This is a genomic window from Candidatus Dadabacteria bacterium (genome assembly GCA_009840385.1).
Taxonomy (GTDB): domain Bacteria; phylum Desulfobacterota_D; class UBA1144; order Nemesobacterales; family Nemesobacteraceae; genus Nemesobacter; species Nemesobacter australis.
Genome location: VXNX01000004.1, coordinates 25765 through 39161 on the forward strand (window position 1 = coordinate 25765; position 13397 = coordinate 39161).

The 13397-nt window shown below is 51.4% G+C and carries 9 protein-coding genes; 5 read left to right on the forward strand and 4 right to left on the reverse strand.

The genetic code is table 11. The features are described from left to right. Positions 1 to 7 precede the first annotated feature (7 nt). The 4 genes from F4X55_01375 to trxA all read right to left on the reverse strand — a co-directional run bounded on the left by F4X55_01375 (position 8) and on the right by trxA (position 3823). Positions 8 to 1315 (reverse strand): histidine--tRNA ligase, encoded by a 1308-nt coding sequence (locus F4X55_01375; GenBank protein ID MYC39660.1) that lies wholly within the window; start codon positions 1313 to 1315, stop codon positions 8 to 10. A 205-nt stretch (positions 1316 to 1520) separates the two neighbouring features. Beyond that, the gene (locus F4X55_01380) at positions 1521 to 2840 is read right to left on the reverse strand and encodes an ABC transporter substrate-binding protein (protein ID MYC39661.1); all 1320 of its coding nucleotides are present in this window, start codon (positions 2838 to 2840) and stop codon (positions 1521 to 1523) included. 335 nt (positions 2841 to 3175) lie between these two features. Then, on the reverse strand, positions 3176 to 3466 hold the full coding sequence (locus F4X55_01385; GenBank protein ID MYC39662.1) for a GYD domain-containing protein: 291 nt from the start codon (positions 3464 to 3466) through the stop codon (positions 3176 to 3178). A gap of 24 nt (positions 3467 to 3490) precedes the next feature. Further along, positions 3491 to 3823 (reverse strand): thioredoxin, encoded by a 333-nt coding sequence (gene trxA, locus F4X55_01390; protein MYC39663.1) that lies wholly within the window; start codon positions 3821 to 3823, stop codon positions 3491 to 3493. Between the two features lie 137 nt (positions 3824 to 3960). Between trxA and F4X55_01395 the strand changes: the two genes are divergently transcribed. From F4X55_01395 to F4X55_01415, 5 genes are all read left to right on the forward strand, one after another. After that, positions 3961 to 5112, forward strand: a complete 1152-nt coding sequence (locus tag F4X55_01395) for an efflux RND transporter periplasmic adaptor subunit (GenBank protein MYC39664.1) — start codon at positions 3961 to 3963, stop codon at positions 5110 to 5112. Then, on the forward strand, positions 5109 to 8231 hold the full coding sequence (locus F4X55_01400) for an efflux RND transporter permease subunit (GenBank protein ID MYC39665.1): 3123 nt from the start codon (positions 5109 to 5111) through the stop codon (positions 8229 to 8231). Before F4X55_01395 ends, F4X55_01400 begins: the two co-directional genes overlap by 4 nt. 69 nt (positions 8232 to 8300) lie before the next feature. Next, positions 8301 to 9689 carry a class II fumarate hydratase gene (locus F4X55_01405; GenBank protein MYC39666.1) on the forward strand — a complete coding sequence of 463 codons (1389 nt, stop codon included), beginning with the start codon at positions 8301 to 8303 and terminating at the stop codon, positions 9687 to 9689. A gap of 57 nt (positions 9690 to 9746) precedes the next feature. Further along, positions 9747 to 10208 (forward strand): hypothetical protein, encoded by a 462-nt coding sequence (locus tag F4X55_01410; GenBank protein ID MYC39667.1) that lies wholly within the window; start codon positions 9747 to 9749, stop codon positions 10206 to 10208. 87 nt (positions 10209 to 10295) lie between these two features. Then, positions 10296 to 13301, forward strand: a complete 3006-nt coding sequence (locus F4X55_01415) for a hypothetical protein (protein MYC39668.1) — start codon at positions 10296 to 10298, stop codon at positions 13299 to 13301. Positions 13302 to 13397: the final 96 nt, after the last annotated feature.

A 13397-nucleotide genomic window follows, 5' to 3' on the forward strand; every position in this document is an offset into this window, starting at 1 on the left:
GGGCTAATCAGAGAAGTTTCCGAAAGTCGTTGTGTCCCCCAAGGTCGGCGAGCTTTTCGAGGGGAAACGCTTTTTCCTCTCCGGTTCTCATGTTGCGAAGCGAAAAGACTTTTTTCCGAAGCTCGTCATCTCCGATAATTACGGAGTATGCCGCCCCGGTCCTGTTCGCTTTTCTCATCTGGCTTTTCAGGCTTTTGTTTTCGTATTCGGTTTCGACCCGCATGCCCTTTTTCCTCAGGCTGTCGGCTATCCTCGCCGCCTCTCCTCTGGCTTCATCCCCGATATGGATAATGCATACGAGCTGTTTTTTCCCGGGGGAATTCCTCCGCGTCCCGATCTTGTCAAGCAGAAGCAGTATTCTCTCAACCCCCATCGCGAAGCCCACTGCGGGGGTTTCCGGTCCTCCCATCCGCTCCACCAGAAGGTCGTACCTTCCCCCGGCGGCCACGGCGTTCTGGGAACCGAGTTTGTCCGTCGTTACCTCGAAGACAGTATCGGTGTAGTAGTCAAGTCCTCTCACTATCCTGGGGTTGAGTCTGTAGGGTATGGATTTTTCACCGAGAGAGGCGCTAAGAGCGTCGAGATGCTCGCTGCTCTGCTTCGAGAGATAATCCCTGATCGAAAAGGGGATTTCGGATGTCACCTCGCGACACGTTCCGGTCTTGCAGTCAAGTATGCGGAGGGGGTTAGTGCCGAGCCTGTTCTGGCAGTTCTCGCATAAAGAGTCCTTTTTCGGGGAGAGAAAATCCGTAAGGGCTTTTTTGTACCGCTCGCGCTCAGTCGGCTTGCCTATTGAGTTGAGTTCAAGTTCCACATGATCTGAGAGGCCAAGTTCCGTGACCGCAAGCCAGAGCATCGCGATTATTTCTGAATCCGCAAGGGGGTCTTTGGACCCGAAAAGCTCGGCTCCTATCTGGTTAAAGCTTCTCTGTCTCCCTTCTTGGGGTTTTTCATGCCTGAACATCTCCCCCGAGTAGTAAAGCTTCGTCACGGGCGACTTTCTGTAAAGGGAATGTTCAATAAAGGCCCTTACCACTCCCGCCGTCCCCTCGGGTCGCATCGAGACCCATTCTCCGCCCTTGGTCTCGAAGGTGTACATTTCTTTTTGTACTATGTCTGTAGTGTCACCGAGTCCCGTTGAGTAGACTCCGGAGAGTTCCAGAATTGGAATGATTATCTCGGAAAAACCGAAGCGTTCGAACACTTCTTTGGTCTTGCTCTCTACGAGTCGCAATTTTTCCGTTTCGGGGTGAAATATGTCTTTGAATCCGTGAAGACGGGCCGCTTTCATGGTACGTTTCCCCGGGTAAACCATTATCCCCGCGGGTTGGTTAAGGTTATACGCTCTTCAGTCAAAAATAAAGTTCCCGATACCGAAGAGAACCTTTCTGGAAATCAGTAAGCGCACCTAGGATGGAAGGCCGGTGAGTACGGCTAATGGGCTTGGAACCTACGGAAACTGGCGCTTTCGACCGATCCATTGAAACTGTCTTTCCAAGCCCTCGGCGAACAATACGGGCTTACTGCTCTTCGCCTTGAAAATTAAGATATATTCTTTGCGCTACACCCTGAGCGTCGTATGTGTCAACCGCGTAGAGTCCATCTTGTATGTCTCCGTTTTCATCAAGGTCGACCGGACCCGAAAGTCCTTCGTAGTCAATGTCGTCATTAATCGTGGTTTCATCGGTAAGCGCCGCGGCACAGGTAGCGTAACTATGGCACTTTGTTCCTTCTCTCGTCACATCTCGGATTTTGGAAACATAAACAGAGGGATCGTTACTTCCGGCGCTTAAGGCCGCAAGGCGAAGTATTACCACCGCATCGTAGACGTGCGCGGTAAAGTCGCTGAAATTGAACCGCTCTTTGAATTCTTCAAGCCTTTTGCCCGGAGGTGGAGTCGAAATTACCTGCTTGAATCCCTCAATCTCGCCGTTTTCCCTATCCACATGCGGAAAAAGGCCGCTCGTAAACACGAGCCCGTCCCCGACGTAATATCCGACTTCCTCGGGAATCACCGAAGAATCAAGCAGACCTCTGATTATTTCCCCGCCCTCGCTAAAAACAAACAGGACTATAGACTCTACGTCTGGGATTCTCCCCACTGCCGCCTCGACATCCGAAACCACGTCAGCAGCTGAAGAAACGGGGTCAGAGCTATAACTGACGACCTCGACCTGTCTGCCGTCAGACATTATTTCTTCCCTGACATGCTCCGCAAGGGGGTTTCCCCATGCGTCATCACGATTTACTATGATAGTTTTGCCCTGAGTCTGCCTCGCCAGTATTGGCGCCTGAAAGAGATCAGAGGGGGATACTCTGAAGAAAAAATTCTGGTCCCCGCCGTCCACGAGTTCTTTATTCATAGTGGTAAGCGTAGGAGAAGTGGCCGAGGGCGAAATAGCGACTATTTGATTGTCGCTTAGGAAAGGATGAACCGCCACAGAGTCTGAAGAGTATGAAGGTCCTATTATGCCGCGGACACCCATTTCAAGAAGCTGCGTCGCGCTTGCGACCGCTTCACCCGCTCCCGCCTGGAAAGAGTTTCCACTTATGATTTCTATATTTCCCCCAGCCTTGTTAATGTCGTCTTTCGCGAGACCCACCGCCTCTATAAGAGGCATGTTGAAATCTTCGCCTTCAGCCAGAAGAGTTCCTATGCAGAAGACTTCCTCACAATTCACTTTCGCCTCATCATCTCCGTCGATGCAGCCCGAAGAGAATATTCCTATGGAAACCAAAAGCAGGACAGAACTCAGAATGATTAATCTTTTCACGGCTAGATACCTCCAATTAAAATATGTATTGCCATCACCGGTCCCAGGTCTGTTGATGTACTCCATAATTATATACTAAAATGGGACTGAATGGTTCAGTTTTTTACAGTGATTATGTGTCGGTAAAAAGGTTTCGAATAAGTAGTTAGGGGCTTGACATTCCCTCTAACAAGAAAAAATGAGGCGTCGCCTGGTCGCCTCTGTGATACGCGAGGAGGGCTGCTTCCACCTCCTACGGAACTTTTGGGACCCAGGGTTTCCCTCAACAATCGTAAGCAGATTTTGCCGCGTAACATTGACAGAAATCTACAGCGATGGAGAATTAAGTCAACTTGGAAATTAAGCCCCTAACTACTTATTGCGAAAGGTTTTTTTGGTTTGGTGCTCTGGGGAAGGAAGGGCTATTCGTTTATCAGTTTTTCTTCGAATTCGCCTATGGGGATTGCGGCGAGGGTTTCTATATGAACTGTACCCCTTGAACCGAGTTCTATTACGATTTTCGTGATTGTCTCGTTGTCAGGGGCTTCCACTATGTTCACGAAGTCGTAAGGACCGAGCGCTGCGTACTGGGCTTCAACCTTGGCCCCCATCTCCTCGAGTTCCCTGTTAACCTCGTTTATCCTCTCGGGCCTCATCTTTATGGTCCTTCTGCCCTCGTCGGTGAGGTTGCTAAGCATTATGTATTTGCCCATTTTTCGTGCCCGCGCCCGGAATACCTAGTCCAGGGCCTTGTTCAGTACCTTTTCTATTTCGCTTTTCGGGACGGCGCCGACTATCTGCTCGGCGACCTCGCCGTTTTTAAAAACTATCAGCGTGGGGATGCTTCTTATGCGGAATTTCATGGTCGTCTGGGGGTTCTCGTCCACATTCACCTTTCCTACCTTCACGCTGCCTTCGTAGTCATTGGAGATCTCCTCGATGACGGGCGAGAGAGCCCTGCAGGGACCGCACCATGGGGCCCAGAAGTCGACCAGAACGGGAACCTCGCTTTCCATTACTTCCTTATCGAACGCGGAATCTACAACCTCGACTATGTTTTCGGATGCCATTTTTATCTCCTTGGGGATTGTATGCCTATAAGGTAATAACAATTTATAATAATACAAGAAGAAGACCGCAGATGCTTTTCATCTGTAAGTGCTGGCCGTTTGGTCGTGTATAATTTGGGAGATTTAAAAACGCGCCGATGCCGCACTGCGCCTCTGGACGTGATGTATGCGGGTTCTTTGCGGTTATTCTAAACAGTATGTTCCGGCAAGGGAGAAAAGCTTTGATTATGCGAACAAAAGTGTTTCTGCTCTTTTTATCTTTTTTTCTTTTTCCTGAGCTCTCCCTCTCCCAGCCCTCGGACGCTCCCGTGGTGGTATCCCCGGTCGTTGAGAGGGAGGTGAAGAAGCCCCTTAGGCTTGTCGGCGCGACGTTTCCCGCGAGGAAATCCGTCATATCAAGCGAGGTTGAGGGAGTTGTCGAGAAAATGAACGCCGAGGAGGGCAAGTACGTAGAGAAGGGCGGAACGCTTGCCGAGATAAAAAGCGATAAGATCCGCCTTGCCCTTGAGCAGCTTAAAAACGAAAGAAAGGAAGCCTTGGCGAAGGCTGAGCTTTCAGAAAAAAATCTTGCGAGGATGGGGGAGCTCTACGACAAGGGCATTATTTCGGACGGGGATTTCGACAGGGCAAAAACGCAGAGAGAATCGGACCAGGGCGGGCTGCTGAGCCTCGAGAGCCGCATCGAAGTTGCCGAGTACGACCTTGCGGCCTCGAAGATCGCCGCTCCTTTTAACGGCTACGTGACGCAACACCATGCCGAAGCGGGACAGTGGCTAGGTCTCGGGGACAAGGTGGTTTCCTTCGTTGACATAGACACCATAGAGGTAAAGGCCGGGATTCCCGAGAGGTACATAGACGACATAAGCGAGGGCATGGAAGTTGAGGTCATACTGCCGTCCCACAACCGGCTTACCGTTTCAGGAAAGATTTCCTCGATCGTTCCCGACGCGGACCCCAGAGCCGTGGCTTTTCCGCTAAGGGTAGTGCTTGAGAACCCGGATCATGCGATAAAATCCTCGGCTTCGGCAGTAATCATGGTAAGGGTCGGCAAGAGCGAAAAAATAAAGCTCGTACCGAAAGATTCCATAGTCAGTTCCCCTCAGGGCTCTACGGTCTTTGCCGTGAGAGAGGGCCTTGCGCATCCGGTGCTGGTAAAGGAGAAGGGCTGGTATGAGGGCTTTGTGCACGTAGAGGGGGAAGTAAGGGTCGGTGAGAGCGTGGTTGTAAGAGGAAACGAGAGACTCAGGCCCATGCAGAAAGTCAGAATCGCTGACACCATAGAGCAATGAAGCTTGTCGAGACCTCTATAAAAAGCCCCGTAACCGTCGCCGTAGGCGTCATCTTCATAGTTATTTTTGGGGCTATTTCGCTTCTCAGGATTCCCGTTCAGCTCACTCCCGACGTCGAGACGCTCAGGGTTACGGTGAGCACTTTCTGGAGGGGGGCGAGCCCCTTCGAGGTCGAAAGCGAGATAGTAAACGAGCAGGAAGACGAGCTTCGGGGAATAACGGGTCTTAGGAAACTTGACAGCGAGAGTTCTGAGAATTCGTCCGAGGTAATACTCGAGTTCGAGGTCGGCGCAGATATTGACTCCAAGGTGGTCAAGGTATCGAACAGGCTTGACCAGGTAAAGGAATATCCCGACGAGGTGGACAGACCCGTGATAACCACGGTCGACCCTAGGGCGAACGCCATGGGGTGGTTTATCCTGAAGCCCCTTGCCGACAATCCCACGGATATAAACTTCTATTACGATTTCGCCGACGAGATAATCCGCACCAGGCTTGAGAGGGTCCCCGGAGTGGGGGCTTCAAACGTGTTCGGCGGAAGGGAGCGCCGCATAGAGGTTCTTTTCGATCCGGCCGCGCTTGCAAAAAGGAATATCACCATAGCCGAGCTTGCCGCTTCCATTGACAGGGAGAATGAGAATTTCAGCGCCGGCTCCTTTGATGAGGGCAAAAGACAGTACCTCGTCAGAACCGTGGGAGAGTACAGGACTACGCGGGATATAGGGAACATAGTCGTACGTACCGCGCAGAGCGGCCTTCCCGTTTACCTGAGAGATATAGCCACCGTCCGCCTCGGGTATGAGGATCCGGACTACACGGTAAGGCAGAACGGAGAGCCCGCCATCGCCGTTAACGTGCTTCGCGAGAGCGGAGCTAACTCAATAGAGGTCAAGGAAGCCGTTTTCGCGGCCGTGGAGGAGCTTAATGCGGGTGTCCTTAAGGATAACGGGCTTCGCCTGCGAAACGTTTACGAAGAGACCGGGTACATAAAAAGCGCGATAAATCTTGTGAGGGGCAATCTTATTATAGGCGGTGTGCTTGCCATAACAGTTCTTCTTCTCTTCCTGAGGAGCGCGAGCAGCACGATGATCGTTGCGATTGCCATACCGTCAAGCGTCATAGGGACTTTCATAGTTTTCGCGGCGCTCGGGCGGACGATAAACGTGGTGAGCCTCGCGGGGATGAGTTTCGCCGTCGGCATGGTTATAGACAACTCCATCGTGGTCCTCGAAAACATATACCGTCACATGCAGATGGGAAAATCGAGGGTCCAGGCGGCCTATGACGGCACGACCGAGGTCTGGGGAGCGGTTCTTGCAAGCACCCTCACGACCGCGGCCGTGTTTATCCCCATTATATTCATCCAGGAACAGACCGGACAGCTGTTTCGGGACATAGCCATAGCGATAAGTGTCTCCGTCATACTTAGCCTTCTGGTTTCCATAACCGTCATACCGTCCGCGTCCTCCAAGTATCTCTCCGCAAAGGGCGCGGAGAGTCTTGAGCGCCTTAACCTCATGTCGCGGCTGCTCGGTTTCGCGGGAAGGGTGTCTGGGTTCATAAACAGCTTCACCGAGCGGATAATGACAAGCGTTCGGAAAAGGGTGATCTTGGTGGGTTCCTTCACCCTTTTGTCCGTACTGCTGATAATCGCCGTTTTGCCCAAGACCGAGTATCTGCCCACGGGGAACAGAAACCTGTTTTTCGGGATACTTGTCCCGCCTCCCGGATACAACTTCGAGGAATATAACTCCATAGGAAGGCAGCTCGAGGCGGATCTCGAGCCCTACATAAACGAGAGGACCTCGGCCGAGAGGGGCCTTCCCCGGATAAAGAACTTCTTCTACGTCGCAAGAGGGAAGCAGATTTTCATGGGCGCGGTCGCCGAGGAGAGAAAGGACCTCAAGAGACTTTTTCCCGTTCTCCAGGAGACTGTATCCAAGATTCCCGGGACGTTCGGCGTAATAATTCAGCCCAGCATCTTTAACGCCAACATAGGGGAGGGGAGGTCGGTAGACGTTCACGTTACGGGGGATGATCTAAATGAGATACTGAAGACCGCAAGAAGCGTGTTTTTCATGTCGATGGAGAGCATTCCCGGCGCTCAGGTAAGGCCGATCCCGAGCCTTGATCTCGGAAACCCGGAGATCCGCATCGTCACTGAGCGGGAAGCGGCTTCCCGTGTCGGGATCACGAACAGCGAGCTTGGGTTTACCGTGAGGTCCCTTATAGACGGCGTCGAGGCAAGCGAGTTTAACCTCGAGGGGCAGGAAGTAGATATAGTTTTGCGGGCGCGGCAGGATTTCTCCGAGAGAACCCAGGATATAGAAAACATAATGATTACCTCTCCAAGCGGAGAGGTAGTCACGGTGGGAGCAGTCGCCAGGGTCAGTCTTGAAAACGGCCCGGAACAGATAAATCACTACGAAAGCGAGAGGGTGATAACGATACAGATAACTCCTCCGGAGGAAGTTACGCTTGAGGAGGCGATCGAGACCATAGAGGCCGACATAATCTCTGTGCTTAAGGAAAGCGGCCAGATGGGCGAGCGGACCAATTTTATCCTGGCCGGGACCGCGGACAAGCTCGCAACGGCAAAAGATGCGCTTCAGTGGAACTTCCTTTTGGCCGTAGTGATATCGTTTCTTTTGATGGCGGCTCTTTTCGGGAGTTTTCTTCATCCCCTAGTTATCCTGGTCACGGTTCCGTTCGCTTCCCTGGGGGGCTTTATCGGGCTTTTCATACTCAACCTGTTTACCTACCAGCCCCTCGATATACTCACGATGCTTGGCTTCGTGATTCTCATAGGGATAGTCATCAACAACGCCATACTCATAGTTCACCAGGCGCTTAACAACATCCGAGCGGGGATGGAGCAGCAGGCTGCCATACGCGAGTCGGTAAGGGTGAGGATAAGGCCGATTTTCATGAGCACTCTCACGAGTGTGTTCGGCATGCTCCCCCTCGTGCTTGCCCCGGGAGAGGGCTCCGAGCTTTACAAGGGTCTTGGAAGCGTGGTGGTCGGCGGACTTGTTCTCTCCACGGTTTTTACCCTGTTTCTGATCCCTTCGGTTTTCAGCCTCATGCTCGAGTTCCGCAGAAGACCCTCCTTCTTATGAAACCGGTTTTGTTTGTGGCATAATAAACCCCTTGACTGGGCATTGACAATTATCTGGAGGAAATCTTAAATGGCTAAGACAAAATACAGAGTGGAATCCGATTCCATGGGAAAGATGAAAGTTCCCTCGGACGCTTATTACGGGGCGCAGACCGCAAGGGCGGTTGAGAACTTCCCCGTAAGCGGCCGCACTCTTCCAAGGGAATTCGTAAGGGCCATGGGCCTTGTGAAACTCGCGGCGGCACAGACAAACGCGGAACTCGGATTTCTTAAAAAGGGTACGGCGCGGGCCATAGCGAGGGCCGCGCAGGAGGTTGTCGACGGAAAGCTTGACGATCATTTCGTGGTTGACGTTTTCCAGACGGGCTCCGGCACCTCGACCAACATGAATACGAATGAAGTGATAGCCAACAGGGCGACCGAAATACTCAAAGGGAAGACCCGTGTGCATCCGAACGACCACGTGAACATGGGCCAGTCAAGCAACGACGTGATCCCCACGGCCATGCATGTTTCCTCTCTTGAGGCGATCGAAAAAGACCTCATACCGTCGCTTGAGTATCTGCGCGACGCGCTCTCGAAAAAGGCGAAACAGTTTGACCACATAGTCAAGATAGGACGCACCCACCTTATGGACGCCACCCCTATACGGCTCGGCCAGGAGTTCAGCGGGTACGCGAGCATGGTTGACCACGGAATCTCGAGGTTAAAGGGGGTAAGAAACGACCTTTCGGAACTCGCCATAGGCGGAACCGCGGTCGGAACCGGCATAAACACCCATAAAAGTTTCGGGAAGAAGGTGGCGGCGAGGATAAGCGAGGCTACGGGGGTTAAGTTCAGGGAGGCGAAAAACCACTTTGAGGCCCAGGCGTCAAAGGACGCGGTTGTCCAGGCAAGCGGAGCGCTCAAGACGGTCTCCGTGAGCCTGATGAAGATAGCAAACGACATACGGTGGCTTGGAAGCGGTCCGCGTTGCGGCTTCGGAGAGATCCTTCTGCCCGCCATACAGCCTGGTTCGTCGATTATGCCGGGGAAGGTTAACCCGGTGATCGGGGAGTCGGTTACGCAGGTCGCGGCCCAGGTGATCGGGAACGACGCGGCGATAACGATCGGAGGGCAGTCGGGGAATTTCGAGCTTAACGTGATGATGCCCATGATGGCGGACAACCTTCTTCAGTCGATAAGGCTTCTCTCGAGGGTCTGCACCGTGTTTGTCGACAAGTGCATCTCCGGGATAGATGCGGATGAGGAACGCTGCGGAGAGACCATTGAGCAGAGTCTCGCCATGTGCACAAGCCTCGCGCCGATCATAGGTTATGACAACGCGGCCGCGATCGCGAAGGAAGCCTACGCTTCGGGGAGCACAGTCAGGGAAGTCGCCAGGAAAAAGGGAGTGCTTTCCGATGAGGAACTCGACAGGGTTCTTGACCCGCTGTCAATGACAAAACCGGTTTCGTAGGGCCATGGGCTTTGGATGACCGCTTGGCGGTGTAGAATATTTTCGGCGGTTGGAAAAATGAGAAAAATTCTTTTTGTTTTTCTGCTCTTTTTGGTGTTTCCGGTTTCTTCTTACGGAAAAGAAGAGGTTTACAAGACCTATACCGACATCGGAGAACTTGAACCGCCAACCGCAACCATCTCCGAGGTTCTCTCCTCCCGCGATGAGTTTCATAGAAAAATATTCACTCTTGACGGACAGGTGGGCGAACTGGAGTTCAAGAAAATGGCGAACGGAAGGAAGTTCACCTTGTTTCGGTTCTTCGAAGATGATCCGGAAAAAAGAATAAACATCTACGCCAGGGGTTTTGTGGAAGGCATTGAGAACGGGAGCAGAGTGAGAATCTGGGGCCGCTACAGCAAGCATAAAAGGTATTTTCTCTCCAAGCGCAAGAACATCATGAAGGCGAAAAAGATCCATATTCTTCAGGGGATTCCTGAAGCGGTAGAAGACCTGCCTGTAGAGAAAAATGCTTCTTGAGTAATACTTAAATACATATCCGGGCATTTGCTGAATTTATATTTCAGGTGGTTGCGGATGGATAATCTGGGACAACTTCTTTACTAGATGAAGCTAATTTATCACCCAAAACAATCCACTTTCAAAGATCTTTTCAAAAAATACGGGCTTAACCCAAGCGATGAGACGACCCTTTTTCTTCTCCCCGACGTCTCGGTTGTACAGGAAATAGAAGATTGTTACTCCGGCGAGGGAGTGTGGGGGAAAAACCTGCTTACGTTCTACGAACTTTCGGACTTTGTAAACGAGGCGTCCCCGAACCTAAAAAAGAAAAGGATATCAAGGACCCAGGCTTTATCCGTAACCAGAAAAGCGGCGGAATCGGTCTCGGAGAACCTTGAGGTTTTCGGGGAATTCTCCCAGAACCGGGATTTTCTTAATGCCACAGCTTCCATTGTTTCAAAACTTAAGCAAAGCAAAGTCTCCATGGGGGAGTTTGTCGGGTCCGCCAAGAGAATCAAGGCGCGCGGTCTTCGCAAAAAGCTCTCGGATATAGGGCTTGTTTATGAAAAATACGAAGCGCTTGTGGCGGAAAAAGGTTTTCTTGACGATGCGGATTCCGTCCGCGTCGTTTCAGAAGAATTGAGCAGGGAGGGGCTTGCCCCGTTTTTCCCGTCGGCAAAAAGACTCGTGATTTTCGGTTTTTCCGATTTTACCCTTTGCGAACTTGACGTCATAAAGAGCCTTTCTTCAGCGGTTTCAGAAACCTTCTTCTTCCTGAGCGATTTCGGCGACCTAGACGAATACAGAAACTGCCTTCTGGGCAGGTTCAGCGAAGCTTCTGTGGCCTATGAAGAGGATTTCGCAATGACGGAGCAAACCCCAGCCACTGAAACACAAAGGGAGTTTGGGGAGTTTCGCGACTCTCACGACGAGATTGAATACGTTTCAAGGACGATCAAAAAGCTCATCTTGGATGAGGAGCGGAAAGCCTCTGATTTCAAGGTTCTTGTGAGGTCAGCTCAGAAGCGCGGTCGCTCCATAGTCAATATATTCGAGAAAAACGGGGTTGCGGTTGACCTCAGGAATTCCGGGACCCTGGCGGGAAGTGCATACGGACGCCTCGCAGGCGATATCCTTCGCTTAAAGTCAGGCAATTTTCACAGAAACGACCTGATCGCGCTTCTCTCAAACCCGCTTTTTGTTCTCTACCTGAAGGAACCTGACCTCTCGCGGCGCTGCATCAACCTCATAAAGGAGACTTCTTCCGCGGACAAGAAATACAGAACCGTAAGCGGTATTGTGGGCTGGAAGAGGATTTTAGAACATATAGCGGAGCAGGATCCCCAGCTCTCCGAAGTCGCCCGTGATATAGGCCTGGCGCTTGATTCTGTATCGTCAAAGTTCGGAAGAAGAAGCTTTGCCGCGATGACTTCTGATCTAAGGAAGATTTTTTCAGAACTCGGAGTTTCTGAGAGTTCTGCGCTGCTTATAGAGAAAAATAAGACGACCAGGGAGTGTTTCGATGAGTTTTTCTCTTTTTTAAGGGAACTTTCCTTTTCTTACGATGAATTTGATTTCCGGGTCTCAGACTCCGGAGAGTATCTTCTTTTCCTGGATGAGTTTATGGGGGAGAGGACGGTTCCTTATAAAACTCCATGCGATGCCGATTCACAGAGGGTAAGCGTTATTGATTTTTCCGCGGCACGCGGCATAAATCCCGGGTTTCTTTTCCTGGTCGGCCTTTCGGATACTTCTTTTCCCTCTGCTCTTCCCCTAGACCCCGTTCTAAAGCTCAGAGAGAAGGTGGAAATAAACCGGGCGCTTAAAAAAAGGGTTTTTGACGAGGAAGGTTTCCATTACGAGAAGGAAAAACATCTTTTCTCCACCCTGAGTGCTTCGGCTTCCGAGAAGGTCTTCTTCTCCCACTTCCGCTACGATCAGAGATCAAGGGAGATAAACCCCTCCGATTTTCTTGAGGAAATGGGGATTTCCCCCGCGCCGCAAAGCTCTGAGTCTGAGGTTTCCCCGGAGTTGGGAGAAATATTTTCAAGGGAAGATGCTCTGCTTCACTGCTTTTTACCCTCGGGGGCAGGGAATGGCGACCCGGAGATTGTTGAGGTTCTTAGCCAATACTACGGTTCAGATATCGTCGGTCATATCTCCGGGGGTATTTCCGCTGAAAGAAAAAGACTTGAGCCTGAGGGGGATTATACGGATTTTGAAGGGGTTCTTCGCAACGCTCCATCTCCCCCGGACACCTTCTCACCCACAAAGCTTGAAACCTACGGGACATGTCCTTTTATGTATTTTTCGCGGGAAATACTAAAGCTCGGCATGGTGAAAGACCCCGAAGAACAAAAGGCATCGCAGCTTGATCTCGGCTCACTTGCCCACGCCATCCTGAAAGAGCTTATGGAAACGGTTTTCGCAGAGGGTTCCGACTTGCCGCAGGCAAGCCGTATCTTCGATGTCTACGAGAAACTCAGGAAGAAGTACGAAACGAAACCGGGGTTTTTCTCCCATCTCCCAAAAAGCGTGGCCGAGATGGAGAAAAGAAGGTTCTTTGACTTTATTTTGCCGAATTTCATCTCCGATGAGATCCAAAGGATCGGAAAAGATGAATTTATCCCCCGGTTTTTTGAAAAGAACGTGAAGTTTCGCATCGCAAATGCCGAAATCAGCGGGAAAATAGACAGGGTCGATGTCCACGGAGACAGTGAGGAAAACGCCGCGGTTATCGATTACAAGATCGGGGGCTTAAGTGACAGGAAATATTTTGATTTTAAAAATCTGCAACTTCCTCTTTACCTGAGGGCGCTGCTCGAAGAAGGGGTTACCCCCTCCCGGGGTTCTTATCTCTCAATCGGAAAACCCGGAGACAGCGTTTTGTCCAAAGACCTTTCTCTGAATGAAGCGGTCTCGATTGCGGAATACTACGTGGAGAACATAAAAAAAGGGTTTTTTCCTCCCTACGTGGGGAAAAAAGAGGAGAATCAGGAGACCCATTCCCTCAAGATGTCAAAGAATCGCCCCTGTTCCTACTGCGATTATGTGGATCTCTGCAGGGTAAAAGACGGCGCGGTGAGGAAAACCGGGCATTCGCAAGGATAAGTCATGGAGAGAATTTCCGAGTTTCTAGATCTTAACGAGGAGCAATCCCGGATACTTCGCCCGGCAGGCAGGGTGGCGGTCAGGGCGGGGGGGGGG